17 protein-coding genes, 1 tRNA gene and 1 pseudogene are annotated in these 17,629 nt (G+C 67.2%); 9 read left to right on the plus strand and 10 right to left on the minus strand.

Annotated features, from left to right (window positions below):
* Positions 1 to 224, minus strand: a pseudogene (locus tag AC1D1T_RS19645) (formylmethanofuran dehydrogenase); the annotation flags it as partial.
* A 195-nt stretch (positions 225 to 419) separates the two neighbouring features.
* Positions 420 to 1,121 carry a HisA/HisF-related TIM barrel protein gene (locus AC1D1T_RS19650; RefSeq protein ID WP_477828781.1) on the minus strand — a complete coding sequence of 234 codons (702 nt, stop codon included), beginning with the start codon at positions 1,119 to 1,121 and terminating at the stop codon, positions 420 to 422.
* A 22-nt stretch (positions 1,122 to 1,143) separates the two neighbouring features.
* Between AC1D1T_RS19650 and AC1D1T_RS19655 the strand changes: the two genes are divergently transcribed.
* The 3 genes from AC1D1T_RS19655 to AC1D1T_RS19665 are packed head-to-tail and all read left to right on the plus strand — an operon-like array spanning position 1,144 to position 3,783.
* A complete protein-coding gene (locus tag AC1D1T_RS19655) occupies positions 1,144 to 2,109 on the plus strand; it encodes an ATP-grasp domain-containing protein (protein WP_477841657.1) in 966 nt (321 codons plus the stop codon).
* Complete coding sequence (locus AC1D1T_RS19660) at positions 2,102 to 3,172, plus strand: hydantoinase/oxoprolinase family protein (RefSeq protein WP_477992345.1); 1,071 nt, start codon at positions 2,102 to 2,104, stop codon at positions 3,170 to 3,172. The genes AC1D1T_RS19655 and AC1D1T_RS19660 overlap by 8 nt, the downstream gene beginning before the upstream one ends.
* Complete coding sequence (locus AC1D1T_RS19665; protein ID WP_477827188.1) at positions 3,172 to 3,783, plus strand: amino acid kinase family protein; 612 nt, start codon at positions 3,172 to 3,174, stop codon at positions 3,781 to 3,783. The genes AC1D1T_RS19660 and AC1D1T_RS19665 overlap by 1 nt, the downstream gene beginning before the upstream one ends.
* Before the next feature lie 59 nt (positions 3,784 to 3,842).
* Here the strand turns inward: AC1D1T_RS19665 and AC1D1T_RS19670 are convergent, their stop codons facing one another.
* Positions 3,843 to 4,637, minus strand: coding sequence for a hypothetical protein (locus tag AC1D1T_RS19670; protein WP_477827189.1), 795 nt, complete (start codon positions 4,635 to 4,637; stop codon positions 3,843 to 3,845).
* Between the two features lie 215 nt (positions 4,638 to 4,852).
* On the opposite strand from AC1D1T_RS19670, the gene truD reads away from it, so the two are divergent.
* Both truD and AC1D1T_RS19680 read left to right on the plus strand, forming a co-directional pair.
* The gene (truD, locus tag AC1D1T_RS19675) at positions 4,853 to 5,866 is read left to right on the plus strand and encodes a tRNA pseudouridine(13) synthase TruD (protein WP_477827190.1); all 1,014 of its coding nucleotides are present in this window, start codon (positions 4,853 to 4,855) and stop codon (positions 5,864 to 5,866) included.
* 230 nt (positions 5,867 to 6,096) lie between these two features.
* Positions 6,097 to 6,912: a hypothetical protein gene (locus AC1D1T_RS19680; RefSeq protein WP_477992346.1), complete on the plus strand. Its 816-nt coding sequence runs from the start codon at positions 6,097 to 6,099 to the stop codon at positions 6,910 to 6,912.
* A 167-nt stretch (positions 6,913 to 7,079) separates the two neighbouring features.
* On the opposite strand, the gene AC1D1T_RS19685 is transcribed toward AC1D1T_RS19680, so the two are convergent.
* On the minus strand, positions 7,080 to 7,604 hold the full coding sequence (locus AC1D1T_RS19685; protein WP_477826229.1) for a GNAT family N-acetyltransferase: 525 nt from the start codon (positions 7,602 to 7,604) through the stop codon (positions 7,080 to 7,082).
* A 72-nt stretch (positions 7,605 to 7,676) separates the two neighbouring features.
* Here AC1D1T_RS19685 and AC1D1T_RS19690 point away from each other — a divergent pair.
* Positions 7,677 to 7,754 (plus strand) — tRNA-OTHER (locus AC1D1T_RS19690).
* Between the two features lie 613 nt (positions 7,755 to 8,367).
* A complete protein-coding gene (locus AC1D1T_RS19695; protein WP_477826230.1) occupies positions 8,368 to 9,060 on the plus strand; it encodes a CPBP family intramembrane glutamic endopeptidase in 693 nt (230 codons plus the stop codon).
* A 129-nt stretch (positions 9,061 to 9,189) separates the two neighbouring features.
* Here the strand turns inward: AC1D1T_RS19695 and AC1D1T_RS19700 are convergent, their stop codons facing one another.
* The gene (locus tag AC1D1T_RS19700; RefSeq protein ID WP_477992347.1) at positions 9,190 to 11,007 is read right to left on the minus strand and encodes a pepsin/retropepsin-like aspartic protease family protein; all 1,818 of its coding nucleotides are present in this window, start codon (positions 11,005 to 11,007) and stop codon (positions 9,190 to 9,192) included.
* A 781-nt stretch (positions 11,008 to 11,788) separates the two neighbouring features.
* On the opposite strand from AC1D1T_RS19700, the gene AC1D1T_RS19705 reads away from it, so the two are divergent.
* Positions 11,789 to 13,237: an SMI1/KNR4 family protein gene (locus tag AC1D1T_RS19705; RefSeq protein ID WP_477826232.1), complete on the plus strand. Its 1,449-nt coding sequence runs from the start codon at positions 11,789 to 11,791 to the stop codon at positions 13,235 to 13,237.
* Positions 13,238 to 13,475: 238 nt separating this feature from the next.
* Positions 13,476 to 14,150, plus strand: coding sequence for a Type 1 glutamine amidotransferase-like domain-containing protein (locus AC1D1T_RS19710; RefSeq protein WP_477844354.1), 675 nt, complete (start codon positions 13,476 to 13,478; stop codon positions 14,148 to 14,150).
* On the opposite strand, the gene AC1D1T_RS19715 is transcribed toward AC1D1T_RS19710, so the two are convergent.
* The 5 genes from AC1D1T_RS19715 to AC1D1T_RS19735 form a co-directional block, all read right to left on the minus strand.
* The gene (locus AC1D1T_RS19715) at positions 14,116 to 14,841 is read right to left on the minus strand and encodes a (5-formylfuran-3-yl)methyl phosphate synthase (protein WP_477828381.1); all 726 of its coding nucleotides are present in this window, start codon (positions 14,839 to 14,841) and stop codon (positions 14,116 to 14,118) included. The two genes, AC1D1T_RS19710 and AC1D1T_RS19715, sit on opposite strands and share 35 nt — an antisense overlap.
* Complete coding sequence (locus AC1D1T_RS19720) at positions 14,841 to 15,425, minus strand: DUF447 domain-containing protein (protein WP_477828380.1); 585 nt, start codon at positions 15,423 to 15,425, stop codon at positions 14,841 to 14,843. The genes AC1D1T_RS19715 and AC1D1T_RS19720 overlap by 1 nt, the downstream gene beginning before the upstream one ends.
* Positions 15,422 to 16,837 carry a DUF6513 domain-containing protein gene (locus AC1D1T_RS19725; protein ID WP_477992348.1) on the minus strand — a complete coding sequence of 472 codons (1,416 nt, stop codon included), beginning with the start codon at positions 16,835 to 16,837 and terminating at the stop codon, positions 15,422 to 15,424. Before AC1D1T_RS19725 ends, AC1D1T_RS19720 begins: the two co-directional genes overlap by 4 nt.
* Entirely contained in the window at positions 16,822 to 17,445 is a 624-nt protein-coding gene (locus AC1D1T_RS19730) for a flavoprotein (RefSeq protein WP_477827216.1), read from the minus strand. The genes AC1D1T_RS19725 and AC1D1T_RS19730 overlap by 16 nt, the downstream gene beginning before the upstream one ends.
* The coding region (locus tag AC1D1T_RS19735; protein ID WP_477992349.1) for a helix-turn-helix domain-containing protein at positions 17,423 to 17,629 on the minus strand (207 nt) is incomplete at its 5' end. The genes AC1D1T_RS19730 and AC1D1T_RS19735, both read right to left, overlap by 23 nt.

Here is a 17,629-nt window from a genome sequence, read left to right on the forward strand (position 1 = left end):
GAGCAGTCCTGGCCGTCCACGCGGGGGGAGGCCGTCGAGGGCCGGGCCGTGAACCGCGCCAGCGCGCGGCGGGCGCAGGCGCAGCCGCCGCCCGGCACGGGGTCCGACAGGATCAGGGCACCCGCGTCGTCGACCTGCACCGTGGCGGTGTCGCACAGCAGCAGGCAGAACGGGCAGGTCCAGCGTGCGGTGGCGGCGCGCGGGGTCACGGAGGTGTCGCTCATGTGCCGGTTTCAACGCAAGCGATGTGCCACGAGGCCCACCCCGGCAACGGCGAGGACGCCGCCGCTGCAGCGGCCAGAAGCGGGACACACTGTCTCGGTTCTGGCGGGAGGAGGGCGCTGCAGGCCCCCGGGGGAGCGCCTTCGGTTGGCACGAAACGTGATGCGTCCTCCCGTCATGGACGCATGTGCTTCAGATCAGGCAGGCATTCGGGGCAACCCGAGGTCGTGCAGGGCACTGGCCACCAGCCAGGCCGACGCACCGGCCGCGCCCGCGCGGGTCAGATCGGCAGCGCTGGCGATGCCGCCGGCACCGATCAGCCGGGTGTGCGGTGAGCGCGCGGCCAGTTGGCGCAGGGTGTCCAGGTCGGGCCCGGCGCCGGACCCGACGCGCTCCAGCGTCATCACGATGACGCGCGGCGGCCACAGCTCGGGGGCCTCCCAGCAACCGGCCGCGTCCAGCCGAACGCCTTCGCGGCGGTCGAGCGACAGGATGCCGCGCCCGGGCGCCGTGAAGCAGGCTTCGAGCGTCGCGCGCGAGCGCAGCGATTCGCTGCCGAAGACCGGCACCAGGCGCTGCGCCAGCGGCCCGAGCGCCGCATCCAGCGCGCGGGCCTGCGACACGTCGGCGAAGCCGGCGTCCAGCCAGAGCTCGATGCCCGGCAAGGCCTCGAGCAGTTGCCGCACGACGGCGAGCTGGCCCGCACCGCCCTGCAGGGCATCGAGGTCGGCGACGTACAGCTGTTGCGCCGCGCAGTGCTCGCACAGGATGCGCGCCACGGTGCGTGGATCGCTGCTGGCGCACAGCGCCGAGTCGATCGGCCGGTAGTGCTGCCGCTCACCCCGCACGGCGCGCACCACCTGGCCTTGCAGCAGGTCGATGACGGGAATGACAGTCATGCAGTTGAACCGAGGAGCATCGATGAAACGGGTTTTCGTCTACGAGTATCTCAGCGGCGGCGGGCTGATCCCGTCGGCCGGCGATGCCACCGTCAACGACGAGGCGGCGGCCGCCGAACTGCTGCCGCTCGGCCTGTCGATGCGCGATGCGCTGGCGCAGGACCTGTTGCAGGTCGACGGTGTGCTGGTGTCGGTGGCCACCAGCGCGCGGGCACCGCGCGTGCCGGGCAATGCCGAGCCGGTGCGGCCGCGGGGCGGCGAATCGCCGTTCGATTTCGTCGCGCGCCAGGCCGCCTTGCATGACGTGGCCTGGGTCGTCGCGCCCGAGACCGGCGGCCTGCTGGCGCGCATGCAGCAGGTGGTCGGTGCCGCGCGCTGGCTGGGGTGCAGCGCGCAGGCCATCGCGCTCACCTCGGGCAAGCGCGCCACGCTGCAGCACCTGGCGGGGCAGGGCGTGACGACGCCGCTCGCCTTCGAACACGTGCCGGAGGTAGACCGCTGGGTGGTCAAGCCCGACGATGGCGCGGGCGGCGTCGCGACCCGGGTGCACACCTGGCAGGACGACGCGCTGAGCGACTGGGACCGGCGTTCGACCGCCGGCAGCCCGATGGCCATCGAGCCCTGGGTCGACGGCGAACCGCTCAGCGTGTCGATGCTGTGCACGGCGCAGGGCAGCGAGGTGCTCAGCGTGAACCGCCAGAACATTGCCATCGATGCGGACGGCGCCTTGTCGTTCGAAGGGGTCGAGGTGAACGCGATCGCGCTCGACAGCGAGCGCGGGCGTGCGCTGTCGCGGCTGGCCGCGCAGGTGGCGAAGGGCATCCCGGGCTTGCGCGGCTTCGTCGGCATCGACGTGGTGTGGCACCCGCGCTGCGGGCCGGTGCTGATCGAGGTGAACCCGCGCGTCACCTGCGCCTACGTGGGCCTGTCGGCGGCGCTCGGCCGCAACCTCGCGGCCGACCTGCTGCGCGAGCATGCCCATGGATGACGCCACCGTCGTCGGCTGGGACATCGGCGGCGCGCACGTCAAGGCCTGCCTGCTGCAGCGCGGCCGCGTGGTCGATGTCGCGCAATGGGCCTGCCCGCTGTGGCAGGGCATCGAGCACCTGGAGCGCGCGCTGCAATCGGCCCGTGAGCGCTGGCCCGCGGCCGTGCAGGCCCGGCATGCGGTGACGATGACGGGCGAGATGGTCGACCTGTTCGAGCACCGCGAGGCCGGCGTGCAGCGCATCGCGGCGCTGCTGTGCGAGGCCTGGCCCGATGCGGCGGTGCAGTTCTTCACCGGCGACCAGGGCTGGTGCGACGGCGAACGCGTGGCCGCGCAGTGGCAGCACATCGCGTCGGCCAACTGGCTGGCCACCGCGATGCACGCGGCGCGCGAACTGGGCGACGGCGTGCTGCTCGACATCGGCAGCACCACCACCGACATCATCGCGTTCAGGCATGGGCAGGTCGTCACGCAGGCGCGCAGCGACGTGCAGCGCCTGGCGACAGGCGAGCTCGTCTACCAGGGCGTGGTGCGCACGCCGCTGTGCGGGCTGGCGCGGCAGATCCCGTGGCGCGGCGAGCGGCTCAACGTGATGAACGAGTACTTCGCGACCGTGGCCGACGTGTACCGCCTGACCGGCGAGCTGGACCCGGYGCACGACCTGTACCCGAGCGCCGACAACGCGCCGAAGGACCTGCCGGCCACGCGCAAGCGGCTGGCGCGGATGATCGGCATGGATGCGCGCGATGCCTGCGACGGCGAGTGGCTGGTGTTCGCGCAGGACTGGCGCGCCGCGCAGGTGGACGAACTGGGCGCGCAGCTGCAGCGCGTGATGGCGATGCACCGGATGTCGGCCGATGCCGTCGTCGTCAGTGCGGGGTGCGGCGACTTCCTGGTGGCCGACGTGCTGGCCGCCGCGCACGGCGCGGCCTGCGCGTGCCGCCGCTACGGCAGCGACCTGGCCCGCCTGGCACTCGGTGCCGCACCGGCGGTGGCGGCCTGGGCGCAGGTGTGCGCGCCGAGCGTGGCGGTGGCGATGCTGCTCGACATGGAGCTGCGCTGATGTGGGTCGTCAAGCTCGGCGGCAGCCTGAGTGCCGACCCGGTGTTGCCGCAGTGGCTGGACCTGCTGGCGCAGCTGGGGGGAGGGCGCGTGACGCTGGTGTGCGGCGGCGGCAGCCTGGCCGACGAAGTGCGGCGCCTGCAATCGCACTGGCAGTTCAACGACCTGGCGGCGCACAACATGGCGGTGCTGGCGATGGCGCAGACCGCCTACCAGTTCAACGCGCTGAACCCCGCGCTGCAGCTGGCGACGAGCCGCAGCGACATCCGGCGCGTGCTGCACAAGGGGCAGACGGCGTTGTGGCTTCCCTTTGAATTGCAGCGCGAGCAGCCGGATGGGCAGACCAACTGGGAGGTCACGTCGGACAGCATCGCGCTCGACCTGGCGCGGCGGCTCAATGCGGAACGGCTGGTGGTGGTGAAGTCGTGCCGGATGGAGGGAGCACCGACGCTGGCGCAGCTGGGCGAGCAGGGCATCGTCGACGCGCGCTTCGCGTCGCTGGCCCAGGGGGCGGCGTTCCCGATCGAGGTCATCCACAAGGGCGACCTGGAGGGGATGCGGGCGTTGCTGTATGGGGAGAACCGGGTGATGGGGGGGGGCCGGGGGTTCTAGCGGGGCACGTGGTGGCCCAATATCCGTCGAGCGACATTGACATGTCCGGCCCCTGGGCGTCAGCGACGATAGTAGTAGGGATCGCCTGGCGGCACCCATTCAGTGAGCACGACCGGCTTCGGTGGGCCATCCGCCTTGGTGCGCGAGCGGCTCTTGCGTTCGAAGCCCGGCACGGTGTCCGCGCTGGCCTCGTGGTACTGCTCCATGGTCACCCGGTGCGCGTCCCAGACATCGGTGACGTGGTCCGCGGGAATGTGGCCGCGGATCACCACCTCCTGCGAGGCTTTCGCGGTGTTCAGGCTGGAGCCCTTGCCGGTGGGGAACACATGCCGCGCCTGGTCGGGATCGGTCATGTCGTAGGACTCCTGGCCGCGCGGCTTGTTGAAGCGTGCCACGCGTCCGCCCGGCGGGCCCTCGGCGGCCCAGGCCGAGGCCACCTTGGCGCTGCGCGTGGCCGAGACGAACTCGCTCTTCCGCTTCGACTTGCTGCCGGCCGTGATGTGCTGGCTGGCGGTCAGTGACGGGTCGAAGCCGTCCGGCGGCCGCAGGCCCCGGCGCGGGTCCTCGTCACGGCGGAGCGAGCGGTACAGCACGTTCGGGTTCTCGCTGTCCGATTCGCCGTCGGACAGGTGATGCGGCGCGCGCGTGCGCGGACGGCTCGTGCTGCTGGCGTGGCTGGTCCGCGACTGGGAAGGTCCGCCCCACTGCTCGTGCGACGAAGGCGCCGGCCCGTAGCCGTAGGGCTGCTGCGGCGGCTGCCCGTAGCCGTGCGACGGCTGCGGCGAATGGCTTGGCTGCGAGGGGGCGTACGAGTAGCTGCGCGGAGGGGAACCGTATCGGTGGTCAATTGGCATGGTGGCGTCCTTGGTTTGCGGCCCATCGTGGGTCAGGCGCCAGATTGACGGCGGGGCAGGCGGTGGACCGCCGCGGATGCGAAGCGAACGATGCGCCGGCGAAACAGATCGGGAAGAAGTCAAGGCATGCGGGTCAGGAGAGAATCGCGGCCTGGACTGCCCCCGGTCGGCCAGGCAGCCCGTCCCTGTCCACGGCTGGTGCCGCCAGACTGCTCATGACCGACGCTCACTACACGACCTTGCCGCAGTGGCCCAACGCTTATCCGGCCAGCGGCGCCAGCGCCACGCTGAAACTCCTCAACGAGGATTTCATCGTGACCGAACTGCCGCTGCAGCAGCCCTCCGGTGAGGGCGAACACCTCTGGCTGGACATTGAGAAGAACGGTGCCAACACCGCCTTCGTCGCCCAGCAGCTGGCCGAGGCCGCCAGCGTGCAGGAAAGAGACGTGGGCTATGCCGGCCTCAAGGACCGCTACGCCATCACCCGTCAGTGGTTCAGCATCTATCTGCCGAAGGGCGAGACGCCCGACCTGACCCTGCTTCAGCACCCGGAATTCAAGGTACTGGGTCAGAGCCGCCACGTGAAGAAGCTGCGCCCTGGCGATCTGCAGGGCAACCGATTTCGCATCGTGCTGCGTGACGTGACCGGCAACCGCGACGCCATCGAGGCCAACCTCCAGGCTGTTGCGTCCCATGGCGTGCCCAACTACTTCGGCGCCCAGCGTTTCGGCCACGACGGTGGCAACGTGATGCAGGGCCGCGCCATGCTGGCGCGCGAGATCCGCGTGCGCAACCCGAAGAAGAAGGGCATCTACCTGTCGGCGGTGCGCTCCTTCGTCTTCAATGAAGTGCTGGCGCTGCGAGTTCAACAGGGACTCTGGGGCAAGACCCTGCCTGGTGACGTGATGGACGAGGCAGGCCGACCCACCGGACCGCTCTGGGGACGAGGCCGCGTGATCACCACCGATCAAGCGCAGGCTCTGGAAAACGGCGTGGCTGAACGTCACGCCACCTTGTGCGACGGCATGGAGCACGCCGGCCTGGATCAGGAGCGCCGCAGCCTGGTGGCGAGCCCGGCGGACATGTCATGGGAATGGCCGCAAGCCCATCAACTGGCGCTCACGTTCTCTTTGCGCGCCGGGAACTACGCCACTTCCGTTCTGAACGAAATCCTCCGCACCACGGAGCCTGACCGGCACACGGAGAACGAATCTGCGGCTGTCGAATGACGGTGTCCTCACCTCGGGTTTGCGGATGGCCGCTCGGGCTGACGAGGGTGGACTTCGGTCAGTCGCGCGGGTGGTGGTCAAAGTCCAGGCCTTCATCGGCGGGGCTGTGGGAAGCCCCATCTCAGCAAAACGGCAGGCCTTTGTCCGTCACGTGCTGATGGTGCATCACGGCCCGGCCCCTTAGGCTGGATCTGCCGGAACGTGAAGCTCGGCGCCAACCCGGAGCCACCATGACAACAAATCACAGCGCCCGCCGCGACGCGACCCAGCTCCGCAAGCCCGCGGCGATGCCCGCTGACGAAACCTCGGTGCCGAGGGCTGCGCGGCAACTGCTGGCCGACCACATCCACCGCTCGCCGCGCATGCAGGCGCAGCGCCGCGCGATGGCGAGTTGGGGCTCGGTGACGCAACGAGCCGTCGCGCAAAGGGAGGATGGGGATGAGGCGTCGTCGCAAGGCGGAGGCCGCACCGGCATCATGGGCGAGAAGCTGGCGGGGATGATCGGCGAGGCCTTCAACTTCCTGGCGGTCGTGCCCAACTACCTGCCCAAGGAAGCGCAGCCTGTTGTGAACATCGTGGCCGGCACCGCGCTGCTCGGTTCTGCCGGCTACCAGTACTGGACGTCAAAGGACGGGGTCGAGAAGATCCAGTCCTTGGCGAATGCTGCGGCAGCCGCAACGCAGTTCACCCAAGGCGTGTTGCAGGCCACTGGGAATGACACCGCGGCCGGCGTTGTGGGGGTGCTGCCCAACTTGATATGGGCCACCGCGGAAGCCTGCAACACCTTCTACAACTACAACAAGTACACCGCCACCATGATCACGGCCGGTGGCATCAAGGCCGTCGGCGCCATCACCAACAGCGTGACTGGCGCCGCCGGTTGGGATTTCGGCATCTACTCCACGGCTGCCTTCGCGATGCTGGGGACGGCCTTGGCTGCAAGCTCCCATGCGTCGGAACTGTGCGAGAAAGAGCAGCCGGCTGAGGACATCGAGGAAATGACGCACTTCGGCGCAGCGCAGGACCAACTCTATGGCACGGCTTGAAATACGGGTGGGCCAGGGTGCCGCTCGAACGGACACGGCACCCGTGGCCTTCGTCAGCCCGGCCGCGCAGCGCGTCGTCTGGCAGGCCCGGGGCTGCGGATGCCATCTGTAGAAGACGCGGGTTTTCAGGCGGACGCAAAGCCGACGCTCGCCAACGTCATATCGCGCTATGCGGCGCCGTCACAGGACACTCCGGACCCTTCGTATGCAAGGGCACTCAGGTTTGGCTCCGAGAGTCGATAGCTGAGTCTTTCCGACACGAGCGCAGCACCGAGGTCTTCGTAGAAGGACATTCCTCGGATATTGGACGCCTTCACCGGCCAGTCGATGCGGCTGCAGCCGTTATCCCGGGCGTACCGAGAAACCCATGCCATGAGTGCCCTGCCGGCCCCTTGGCTCCTCTGGGCCGTACTCACATACAGCTCCTTCAGCTGGCAGTGCCGACGCATATCCGGCGCAAAGTCTACGAGCGAGTAGACGAGTGTGATGGCGGCCAGGCCAAGCACACGATTGCCGTCCGCCGTAGCCACGATCAGGCGGTGTGGCGACCTCGGTCCCAGCAAGTTGTCAAGCAGGTGCTCCCGCACGACATCTCGGGCGATCACGGCGCCTTCGTTGTAGTAGGCATGCAACTCGCAAAGCAGATCAATCAGGGACTCGTATTGCGGCTCAGCAACAAGGTCTACGTGCATTGGGCGCCTCGTGGTTGTCAGCGTCGCACCAGCATACCGGGGCGGCCTTCAAGCGCCGATACACTGACTGCGGGCAGCGTGGCGAAATTTGGTAGACGCATGGCAAAAACCATCCTCTAGAAGGTGCAGGTTCAACCCCTGTCGCTGTCCGTCCAACATCGTCGGCGTTCCAATCTCAACTTCCTCAGGCACCTAGACGCATCGTGCCCAAAGCGGACGCTGCTGACCGACCGCACCTGGCCGACCGTGCCCCTCACCCGACGCCCCGAAAGCGGTCGCACGTGGCGACCGTCCCGGCAGCGATCGATTGCTTGCAGGCGATTCCACGAACATACACTGTCGGCCACAAGCAGCCGATCGCGAACGACTGCATTCGAGTAGCATGGGATCAATGGGCTGGATGGGAATAGTCGTCACGACTGTGCTCGCGCTTCTGCTGGTTGCGCGACCGCGTCTGTGGCCTTACGTCCTTGTAGCGATTGCGCCGGGAGTCGCGCTCGCTCTGTCTGCCCCTGGCGCACCAAGCGACACGGCTCCAACGATTGATTGGCGGCTCACGCTTCTCGCGACTGGCACGATCCTCGGCCTTCCCATCGCTGGTCTAGGCCGGTGGTGGTTGCACAGGCTGCAGTCTCGCCGTGACATGTTCGAATAAGGCGTCAACAGAGCAAACAGCTGTAGCCGGCCACATTCTGCCGCTCGTGGAGGACTGCTTTGGGGGCGCGGAGTTGTGGCAGGCGGCCCCGAAGGTGCTATCTCTAGAATGTTTTCACGTCCCCACATTGCAGGTTTCGCAGGACTGGTGCTCGTACCCCTTGCGGCCTTCTACATTCCGTGGGTCTCCCCGTACTGGACTGTTCCTATTGGCGCGGGATTGGCGATTGTGATGGTTCGACTCAAACCAGGGGCGCCCATCACCGAGTTGGGACTTGCGCCACCTCGCAAATTGGGGCAAGCCGTCCTACTCGGTGCCATGGTAGGGATTGTGCTGGTGCTGTCGAGTCGTCTTCTGCTTGGCCCCGTTATCGACCACGTCACCGCGACGCATCGCGATCTGAGCAGGTTTGACAACTTGCGTGGCAACTGGCGCTCGCTGCTGCCGCTTTTGCCGACGGTCTGGATATCCGCCGGAATTGGCGAAGAAATCGTCTATCGCGGCTATCTCATTTCTCAAACCGCAGAGCTATTGGGAAACTCAAGGCCGGCGCGATTCGCTGCAGTCTTGCTGGCCGCGATCCTCTTTTCTCTGGCGCACGAACATCAGGGGCCGAGCGGTATGCTGCTTACCGGCACGTTGGGCCTGCTGTTCGGCTTACTCGTTCTTCAGCAGCGCGGGAACCTCTGGGCAAATATGGTGGCTCACATCGTGGGCGATACGGCGAGTCTGGTGGCAATCACCCTGAACTGGGATCTGTGGCTCGATCATCTCGGGCGCCATCTGCTTTTTGCGGGATGAACGTCGGTCAGCGTGCGTCTTGCGATACCTCGACAGGCTGCTCAGGGTTGCAAGCCCCTGCGGCTCTGGCGCGCCGCCTTCTCGACAGCGGTGTGCCTCCGTCGCGTCGATGTGAGAACAGCGTCTCGATCATCTTGGAAGCAGTTCCCGGGGCTGGACGATCGTCTCCAAGGCGATCGCGCCCCGCCGATAGCGAATGACCACAGTTTTCCGCAGTGACATAAGCTTCATGGCTCGCCGGGTGTCCGATAGCGAACGGTGGTCATGCGCAACACCATCTATGTCAGTAATCAAATCACCCACCTTGAGTCCTGCCACGTCAGCGGGCCCGCCCGGAAGAACGTCCATCACCGTCTGGCCGGCAGAGTCAAGATTGAGCCACATGCCGATGCGGTCGAAGCTGCCTGTGTCCGGATCTGTCTTGGCGAGAGCCGCCAAGTACAGCGTCTTGCGCGCATAGTCGAACGTCACCACGAACCTCTTCAGCAACCCGCTTCCGACGTTCCCGTCGAAGGATGGGTCGCCGAACACGCCTTTGGTGGCCGCGCTGAGACCGACCACCGGTCGCTGGACAGTAACAGGCCCTAGCGACACGGTGTCAGGGCGCACGGAATACGTGCGCGAAGGGCCACCGACGCCCCACCCGGTTGTCATGGTCACGCCGTGCGGGTATTCGTCCCGCAGCCTGTGGGATGCGACAAACGTGCTCGTCAGCACGAGTTCGTCCCTCGCGCCCGTGTCAATGTTGAAGCGCGCCGATCGCCCGTCGACAGCACCGTCGACCTGAGGCATGTGCAGGTAGTAGCGCATCGGCAGGGGAATACCCAGCGACGCCTGCTTGGCCGGTTCGAAGCGTTGCGGGTCGATCAGCGTGATCGTGCGAGCCCCGTAGTCGACCATGACGACGAAACGTTCGCAAAACTCCGCTCCCAGCATTCCACCGAGTTGGAGGCCTTCAACCTCGGGGGGACTGAACTCGAGGGTCAAAAAAGTCTGATCGGCCAGCACCGCACCGCCAGCATCAATTTCGCCGATGCGGGCATAGCCGCCGGTGACCACCGTCTCTCCCGAGCCCGAGGTCGACGTCGATCCCTTGACGTTCAGACCCAGCGCCGCCACCGTCGACGGCGTGACGATGTTATGCCCACCGGTGTCGACCATGAAGGCAAACGGGCCACGCCCATCGACCTTCACATCGACGAGGATGTGGTTGTTGACCAGGCGGAAAGGAAGTGTCGTCTCGCCCGCGGGCGGCAATTTCCAATCCCGCGGGTTGTCGTCTGGCATGGCGTACGCGGCCGGCATTTTTGGCTCGCCGCGAGCAACGTCTTTGAGGAGCAGCGTTTCCTTGCTATCCGGACTGTCGCCGTACATGATTTCGATCCGCATCGGCACGACTCGGCCATCGACACTGCGATAGTCGTCAAAGGTTGTTTCCACCGTCGTCCCGAAGCTCTGCGCCTCGCGTAGCCGGCGCAGGGTGCGCGTGCTGGCATCGAACCATGCCTCGAACGGCTTTCCGCCTGGCGGCGTCACGCGGATTCCACCGCAGCCGATCGACTCGAGCGACGCGCCGCCGCGGTCGGCGCGCAACCAAAGATTGGCGTTCCTGTAGGCCTCGTTGATCGCCAGCGAACGGCGATCTCCGCCTTCTTGAGATGTGACGAAACCCGACAGGTCGCGGAGCCAGGCCAGGTGGCCGTCAAAGCCCTCGCCGCCGGTCATGATCCCGGCCCGCAGTTCTCTGCGGTAGATGCCGGTCTGCAGATCGATGGTCACTGTGCTTTCGCCGGTGAGGCCGGCGCTTTGGAATGCATAGCGGCCCGACCACGTTCCACGGCTCTCGACGGGTGCCGAGATCGCGGCACGATAGTCATCCAGCAGGCGATCAGGCTCGTGTGCRGACATACAAGTGGCCGCGGCAAGTAGGGCGTTCAAGAGGACCATCGGATGGTGTGTTCTCGTTGTGGATCGACTGTCGACCGCCCCTGGCAAGCGGCTTTGCGAGCCGCAGACAGAGGCTTCCATATGAAGCCGCTTGGCCAGGATCTGGTCCAGGGGCATCTCGGCGCCCTTACCGGAGGCAAGGGTCCTGCGATGGAATTGGTTCAACAGACCTTGTCGTGGCGGATGATACGAAACTCGAGTCGCCGCGAGGGAACGGCACATCGCGGTAGCCAGCGGCAGCGACACCGCCATCGCGACAAGCCTTCTTCGCGTCGGGGCGTATGCCATCGGATGTGCTCGTGGCGGACGCGCGGTGGCGAGCTTGGCGCCGCGCATTGTCTGGTCGAAAGAGAACCCGATGTTCTTTCTTGACACGGAAGCATCTGCTTTGCGGCAGGGTTTTGCCTCCCGCGAATGTCGCCGATGGGTCGACTGTGTGAGTTCCCGGGCGCGCAGAGCGGACGTCCCGCCGCGCCAGGTCGAGGCGCAGACGAACCGCTKTCCATCCAGCGTTGCCGAGGGCGCCTCTCAGCGTCAGCAGTGCCGCGGTGAGCGGACATTCGAAGTCTCCCGCTGACCGGCCGCAACCGCTGCAGAGGAGGCGTTCTAGACGTCGCCCGCAAACGCAGACCTCGCGAGTTCGTGCCGAAACTCTTCTCTTCTTCCCTCACAAGGCTGTATGACCTCCGGAAACTGAACGAGGCCAGTGGCGCTCCGGTTGCAGTTTGCGGTCGTCGCCCTCCGCTTGCGAGAATGGCGCCCCGCCCGAAGATCCGACGACATGAACGACCCTCAGCAGACCCGCCGCATCCTCGACAAGCTTGCGCGGGCCCGGGTCGCCGATCCCAAGTTGGAGGTGTTCGGCGCCGATGCACACGGCTACGCTGTCCACGCGCCGGCCAGCCCGCGCACCGTGAGCGACTTCGAAGCACGGCTCACCATCGCGCTGCCCGAGGCCTATCGACGGTTTGTGCTTGAAGTGGGCAATGGCGGAGACGGATACGAAGGCTCGGCGGCCGGGCCGTTCTACGGCATCTACGGGTTGGGTGACGGCATGGCGCCGCGGGAGCGCGACCGGCTCACCAAGCCTTGCATCCTGTCGCCGGGCATGTCGCAACCCGATTGGGACGGGCTCGTGGCTGGGCTGGGCCTGAGTGACGAACTTGATGGCGTCGACTATGAGGAGGCGTTAGACAAGCTGTTCGCTGGCGTGCTGCCGGTGGGCACGCAGGGCTGTTCCCTCTATCACGGCCTGGTGCTCAATGGCGCGCACGCGGGACGCGTCGTCAACTTCGACACCGAATACCACTCGCCGCCCGTCTTCGCGTTCGAGCCTGACTTCCTCGCCTGGTACGAGCGCTGGCTGGACGAAGTCATCGCGGGCGACCTTGTGCAGAAGACCCCCTCGTGGTTCGGCTATACGCGCGGCGGGCCCGAGGCCCGACTGCTGGCCGGGTGGCTGAGCAGCGACGACGCGCAAACGGCGCAGGAGCATCTCGCCGGGCTGCTGTTCAAGAAGCGGCTCAGCGAAGTAACGTTGGACTCACTGGTCCAGCCCCGGCCCCACGCGCTGGCGCATCGTTCACTCGTCTGCCAGATCCTCTGCAAGCACGACCCCGTCAAGGCCAAGCCGCTGCTGGCCGAGCTGGCTGCGCAGGAGCCGCTGATTTTTCTGCAGTGCCTGCATTGGTACGCCCGTGACCACGCAACTCAGTGGCAAGTCGAGATCCTGGCCATTGCCGACCGCATCACCGACCTGGAAACCTTCCGGTTCTTCACCTATGTGCTGGAAGCCCTGCCCGTGGACCGCGGCCCCATCCTGGCCCCATTCACCGGCCACGAGCAGGCCGGCATACGCCGCCAAGCCTTGTACGCGCTGGGCAAGGTGCCGGACCGGCGGCCGCACCTGCATTGCTTCATCGCCGGGTTGGCCGATGAAGACAGCTTTGTCGTCCACGCCGCGCTGCAGGCGCTGGCGGGCCTCAAGGACCACTCACTGCTTCCCCACTATCGCCGCGTGGCCGAACGCTACCCCGAAGAACGAGACAACGTGCTCATCAACCTGGACCATCGACTCAAGGAGTTCGGCACCACACGCGCCGCTTTTCTGCCGGCGCCGTCCGAGGCAACGCGTGAGCACGCATCGCCTGACGAGGCTCGGGACAAAGGGTCAGTCTCCTGGATGCGGCACCTTGCAAATCGACTGACGCGGCGCAACGGCAGTCGATGAACGCCGACGAGCCCGATCAACGGGCTTTCACCACAAAGGCATGCAGCTCGGCGAACAGCCCGTCGCGAAGTCGCCAGACGTCCGAGTAGTGGTGAAGCGCGGCCTTTCCGTGCTCAGGGCACTACAAGCAGTTCATCATCGGCATTTGCAGCGCAGTGTCTATTTCTCGCGGTGCGGATCGTCGTGAGACAGTCAATCAACGCATCCGTCTTGCACCAAGACCGATAGGAATCTGCCGATGAAACTCCTGCTCACGTCCGGTGGCGTCAAGAACGCCAGCATCCACGGCGCATTGCTCAGCCTGCTGGGCAAGCCCATCTCCGAGTGTTCGGCGCTGTGCATCCCCACCGCCAGCTATGGCCATCCGATGGCAGGTCCGCAGGCGGCCTGGCGGTTCGTCGCGGGGCGGCAGTCGATCTGCCCGATGGTCGAGCTGGGGTGGAAGTCGGTGGGCCTGCTGGAGCTCACGGCGCTGGCCAGCATCGGCGAAACGCGCTGGGCTCCGTGGGTTCGTGCGGCAGATGTTCTCCTGGCGGACGGTGGCGATGCCTTGTACCTCGCCCACTGGATGCGCCAGTCAGGCCTGCTGACGATGCTTCCGTCGCTACGACACGCGGTGTGGGTCGGCTTGAGCGCGGGCAGCATGGTGATGACGCCGAAGGTCGGCGACGCGTTCATCGAGATGAGGCCGCCGATGACCGGCGAAGACCGCGCGCTGGGGCTGGTCGATTTCTCCATCTTCCCGCACCTGGACTATCCCGGCTTCGATGAAAACACCATGGCATGCGCCGAGCGGTGGGCGGCCACGATTGGCGTCCCCGCCTATGCCATCGACGACCAGACCGCCATCCAGGTCGTCGATGGCACGGCCACGGTCGTCAGCGAAGGAAACTGGCGCTACTTTGGGGGTTGAGCTTCGCCAGGTACCGCGCAGCCTCCGCCAAGCCGCGCACCTTTTGCGCATCCAGCGTCGACGCACGGTCCCCACCGCACACCGCGCTGCGGAACCCGGCGAAGTCGGGCGCCAGTTCACGCAATGCCGGCAGATCCGGCAACAGCAAGGCACCGGCCAGCCCGGCCAGCTTGCCGGCCTCGCGCACCGTCGCCACGAAGCGCTGCAACTCCGTTGCGCCCACGCACGCAAAGATGCTCCCGGCCCGCTTGTCCGCCGTGTCCGCCATCACCGCCGGGAACCCCAGCCGGCAAGCTCGCGCAATCAGCCCGGTGTCAAGCCCCGCATCCGCAATGAACACCGGCACCACCGCATGCCGACTTTCCGCCAGCATGTCGAGCACCTCTGCAGCATCCGGTGAGCGCTCAATGCCAACCTTGACGTAGTCGACCCCGCAAGCCCCCACCGCTTCCACACGCGCTTCGATGAGATCGAGCTGATCCATCCCCACATCCCCAATCGTCGCGCTGATCGGCAACGCAATTCCCCGTTCCCGCAACCCCCGCACGACCGCCCGGATCGTCGCCACCGGCAGCCCCCCCAGCGCGCCCTCGCGCGGCTCCTTCAGGTCGATGAAATCCACCCCGCCTTCCGCCGCCAGCAAGGCCTCGTCCAGATCCCGCACGCTCACCAGCAGCCGCATGCGCGTCATCACCGCGCCTCCTTCTTCGCATCACCCGCCCGATGCCGCACCACCGCCTCCCGCAACCACCCCCAGGCCTCGCGCTCCCCGTCCCCCGCCGTCTTGTCGATCGCAATCTGCAGGTACGCCATCTCCGCATCGATCTTCTCCGCCGCCAGCATGTGCAGCCGGCTCACCAGCACCGCCCCTTCGATCACCGCCGCCTGCGCGCGGTTGAATCCGATGAACGGCCCATGCGCCACCTCATGCACTCGCGCCATCCGCAGCACCGGCCGCTGCACGTCGTCGCGCCTTTCGGCCAGCGCCAGCTCCACATGCCCCAGCGCATTCGCCAGCCGCCGGCCTTCGATCTTCTCGGCCGCCACCAGCGGCCACAGCTTGCGCCCCGTCACGCAACCGGCGAACACACGCGTGTCGGTCAGCAGGTTCAGCACCGCATGGCCGGTCGCGACGATGTTGTCGTGCGTGGCCGACGGCTTGAACGGCATCAGCACCACGTGCTCGCCCTGGTAGCGCACGCCCATCGGCGCCACATGCGGCACGCCGTCGGCCGACAGCGTGGTCACCACCGTTTCGTAGATGACGTCGTTCATTCTTTCGTGTTCCTCGCCTGGCCGGTGGTCATCGTGGTCCCCGGTGCACACCAGCTGTTCAGATCCTGCGCCCGCGTCTCCACCGCCACGCCCCAGTCGAGCGGCTGGTCCTGCACGTAGCGCTTGCCCAGCTTCCACGCGATCTCGGCATGCGCCAGCTCCACGCCCATGTAGAACGCGTGCGCCGCATCGTGCTCCAGCTTCAGCTGCGGCCACAGCTCGAAGGCGCCTTGCCCGAGCCGCAGGCCGTCGCGGTTGTAGACATGCAGCCCGAGCGGCGAGACCTGCACGCGGAAGTTCGGGTCGCGCACCTGCGCCGCGGTCTCGGCGATCTCCTGCGGCGTGTCGGGGAACGGGTGCTTGGCATGCACCGTCATCAGCGCATCGCTGATGCCCTTGGGCAGGCGGCCGTGGCTGGCCGCGGCATGCATGATGCGGCGCGCCCAGTCGGCCTCGCGCACCGCGCGGCGCGCATGCGGGCTCACCTGCGTGGTCAGCACCGCGGCCACGTTCAGCTCGGCGGCGATGCCGAACAGCAGCGCGTTGATGCCGCTGGTGTCGGCCTCGGTCAGCTCGGTCACGTTGCCGATGCCCAGCATGATCGGCGCGTCCGGAAAGCGCTCGCGCAGCCGGTGGTAGCGCACGATCGACGCGGTCAGCCCGAACGGGATCGGGTCGAGGATCGAATCGGCGATGTACGGCTTGCCCATGCGCTGCATCTGCTCGACGGCCGCATGCAGCGAGGCCTCGTCGGCCGGCGTGCGCGGGATCAGCACCGGCACCGCCTCCACCTCGCCGGCCACCCACAGCGTGTCGAGCGTCAGGCTCAGCAGGTAGTCGGCACCGGCCCGGCCGCCGCGCAGCAGTTCCTGCGCATCGTTCGAATCGACGCTCACCAGGAAGCCCTCGGCCTTCAGCGCCTGCACGCTGTCGGCCAGGTGGTCGAAGCGCGTCGCCGGCAGGCTGCCGAGGTCGATCACGTCGGCGCCGTCGGCGCGCAACTGGCGCGCGCGCTCGACGATGCCGTCCACCGACAGGTTCGGTGCGTCGACGATCTCGGCAAAGATCGCGACCTCGTACTCGCTCAGGTCCATCGGCCTGGCTGCGCGGTTGAAGAAGCGCGGCAGGTCTTTCAGCTCCTCGGGGCCGCGCTGCACCGGGATGCCGTAGTGCTGCGTCAGCGCGTCGAGGTCGCCGCGGCAGCGGCCCGGCACCAGGATGCGGTCGGCCCGAACCGGGCCGGGCACGCGGCGCGCGATCATCTCGGCCGTCATCAGCGCGGCCACCTGCAGGCCCAGGTCGCGCACCTCCCAGGTGAAGGGCGCCGACTCGATGCCGCCCAGCACCCGCTCCAGGCTGGGCCGGGCCAGGTGGCCGGTCAGGAAGACGATGTGTTCTACGGGCTGGTCCATGCGAGGGCGAGCTCCTTCAGGCGCGCATCGAGCGCGGCCTCCAGTTCGGCGGGGGAGCACACCACATGGCAGAAGTCGATGTCGCGAAGGCGGTCCACGTTGTCCAGTTCGATGCGCCGCGGGCGCAGCGTCACCCAGTCGTGCGGCGACTTCGTCACCACCACCGGTTCGGTGTCGCATGCAAACACGATGCCCGGGATGCCGAGCTTGCCGGCCTGCGCGAACATGTTGGTGGGCAGCGTGTCGCTGAAGCCGAAGGCGCACTTGGCCACCGTGTTGCTGGTGGCCGGTGCCAGCACCACCGTGTGGTACACGTCGTCGTACAGCATGCCGACCGGCACGCCGCTCGCGGTCTTGTCGCGGAAGACCCGGAAACGCGGCTTCAGCTCCTCGAACGGCATCTTGTAGATCGCCAGCACCTCCTCGCCTGCGGCCGACAGGAACAGGTCGCAGGCCGGCAGCCGCGCGGCCAGCGCCATCGATTCGTCGAGGAAGTGGCCCGAGCCGGTGATGCACCACGCAAAGCGCGAACGCGGCGCCGCGTCGACCGGCGGGGCGTCGTCGTCGCCGAGCGGGGTCAGCGCATCACTCGGGGTGCGAGATTTCAATGTGGAGCTTGTGGAGCTTGCGGTAGAGGGTGTTGCGGCTGACATCGAGCGCCTTGGCGACATTGCTGACGTTCCAGCGGTGCTGCTCCAGCATCTGCAGCAGCACCTGCCGTTCGTTGACCTGGATCGGGTTCAGCTTCAGCGGCGGCGTGGCGCTGTCGGCCACGGCGGGCAGGGCCGGCAG

It is taken from the genome of Rhizobacter sp. P2_H3 (assembly GCF_056403355.1).

What these genes read in the sequence shown, in the direction of transcription:
- AC1D1T_RS19720 (WP_477828380.1), bottom strand. Translation starts at nt 15,425, where the DNA reads ATGAACGACGTCATCTACGAAACGGTGGTGACCACGCTGTCGGCCGAC.
- AC1D1T_RS19685 (WP_477826229.1), bottom strand. Translation starts at nt 7,604, where the DNA reads ATGCACGTAGACCTTGTTGCTGAGCCGCAATACGAGTCCCTGATTGAT.
- AC1D1T_RS19715 (WP_477828381.1), bottom strand. Translation starts at nt 14,841, where the DNA reads ATGACGCGCATGCGGCTGCTGGTGAGCGTGCGGGATCTGGACGAGGCC.
- AC1D1T_RS19670 (WP_477827189.1), bottom strand. Translation starts at nt 4,637, where the DNA reads ATGCCAATTGACCACCGATACGGTTCCCCTCCGCGCAGCTACTCGTAC.
- AC1D1T_RS19705 (WP_477826232.1), top strand. Translation starts at nt 11,789, where the DNA reads ATGAACGACCCTCAGCAGACCCGCCGCATCCTCGACAAGCTTGCGCGG.
- AC1D1T_RS19680 (WP_477992346.1), top strand. Translation starts at nt 6,097, where the DNA reads ATGACAACAAATCACAGCGCCCGCCGCGACGCGACCCAGCTCCGCAAG.
- AC1D1T_RS19725 (WP_477992348.1), bottom strand. Translation starts at nt 16,837, where the DNA reads ATGGACCAGCCCGTAGAACACATCGTCTTCCTGACCGGCCACCTGGCC.
- AC1D1T_RS19710 (WP_477844354.1), top strand. Translation starts at nt 13,476, where the DNA reads ATGAAACTCCTGCTCACGTCCGGTGGCGTCAAGAACGCCAGCATCCAC.
- AC1D1T_RS19695 (WP_477826230.1), top strand. Translation starts at nt 8,368, where the DNA reads ATGTTTTCACGTCCCCACATTGCAGGTTTCGCAGGACTGGTGCTCGTA.
- AC1D1T_RS19650 (WP_477828781.1), bottom strand. Translation starts at nt 1,121, where the DNA reads ATGACTGTCATTCCCGTCATCGACCTGCTGCAAGGCCAGGTGGTGCGC.
- AC1D1T_RS19665 (WP_477827188.1), top strand. Translation starts at nt 3,172, where the DNA reads ATGTGGGTCGTCAAGCTCGGCGGCAGCCTGAGTGCCGACCCGGTGTTG.
- truD (WP_477827190.1), top strand. Translation starts at nt 4,853, where the DNA reads ATGACCGACGCTCACTACACGACCTTGCCGCAGTGGCCCAACGCTTAT.
- AC1D1T_RS19655 (WP_477841657.1), top strand. Translation starts at nt 1,144, where the DNA reads ATGAAACGGGTTTTCGTCTACGAGTATCTCAGCGGCGGCGGGCTGATC.